We start from the raw sequence: 1,181 nt of genomic DNA on the forward strand, positions 1-1,181 counted from the left end.
GGTACTGGTTCACTATCGGTCGATTACGAGTATTTAGCCTTGGAGGATGGTCCCCCCATATTCAGACAGGATGTCACGTGTCCCGCCCTACTTGTCGTACGCTTAGTATCACCGGTCCGATTTCACATACGGGGCTATCACCCACTATGGCTCCTATTTCCAGAGGATTCTGTTATCGGTCCGACTATCACGTACAGGCTCTTCCCATTTCGCTCGCCGCTACTTTGGGAATCTCGGTTGATTTCTTTTCCTGCAGCTACTTAGATGTTTCAGTTCGCCGCGTTCGCCTTGCAACCCTATGTATTCAGGTTGCAATACCCTAAAAGGGTGGGTTGCCCCATTCGGAAATCTGCGGATCAAAGTGTGTTTGCTCACTCCCCGCAGCTTATCGCAAGCTACTACGTCCTTCATCGCCTGTAATCGCCAAGGCATCCACCATGTGCACTTATTCGCTTGTCCCTATAACGTTAGCCTCTGATTACCGAAGTAATCAAAGAGCGCTACAGGGATAAGAAAGTACAACGTTGTTGCTTGTTTGTTGATACATACAATCATTACCCATCGATTTGCTTTTTACGGCAAACCGATCAATAAATAATCTTTACTTCTTCCAGATTGTTAAAGAACGAAACAGCTTTGATCGCTAAAAGATCAAACCTAAACCTGACGGCTTACGTTTGCACTTTCGAGTAAAACGTGGTGGAGGATGACGGGATCGAACCGACGACCCCCTGCTTGCAAAGCAGGTGCTCTCCCAGCTGAGCTAATCCCCCTGAGATTTACTACTCGGTTTTTACTGGTAGGGCTGGTTGGACTCGAACCAACGACCCCCGCGTTATCAACACGGTGCTCTAACCAGCTGAGCTACAGCCCCAACGCGGAACTACTACGACTACTGTTTCTTCTTAATTAAACAGCCGATAAGTGTGAACATTTGATGCGTGAATCATTGCTGATTCGTGCAAACTCTAGAAAGGAGGTGATCCAGCCGCACCTTCCGATACGGCTACCTTGTTACGACTTCACCCCAGTCACGAATCCTACCGTGGTAAGCGCCCTCCTTGCGGTTAAGCTACCTACTTCTGGTAAAACCCGCTCCCATGGTGTGACGGGCGGTGTGTACAAGACCCGGGAACGTATTCACCGCGACATGCTGATCCGCGATTACTAGCGATTCCAAC

2 tRNA genes and 2 rRNA genes are annotated in these 1,181 nt (G+C 48.9%); all 4 read right to left on the reverse strand.

The features are described from left to right. Positions 1-459: ribosomal RNA gene (locus ACQ4WN_RS26160) — 23S ribosomal RNA — on the reverse strand; the annotation flags it as partial. A 238-nt stretch (positions 460-697) separates the two neighbouring features. Continuing rightward, a tRNA-Ala gene (locus tag ACQ4WN_RS26165) sits at positions 698-773 on the reverse strand. Between the two features lie 24 nt (positions 774-797). Beyond that, a tRNA-Ile gene (locus ACQ4WN_RS26170) sits at positions 798-874 on the reverse strand. Positions 875-972: 98 nt separating this feature from the next. Continuing rightward, positions 973-1,181: ribosomal RNA gene (locus ACQ4WN_RS26175) — 16S ribosomal RNA — on the reverse strand; the annotation flags it as partial.

Source organism: Janthinobacterium pasteuri, from assembly GCF_051380775.1.
GTDB lineage: Bacteria > Pseudomonadota > Gammaproteobacteria > Burkholderiales > Burkholderiaceae_D > Janthinobacterium.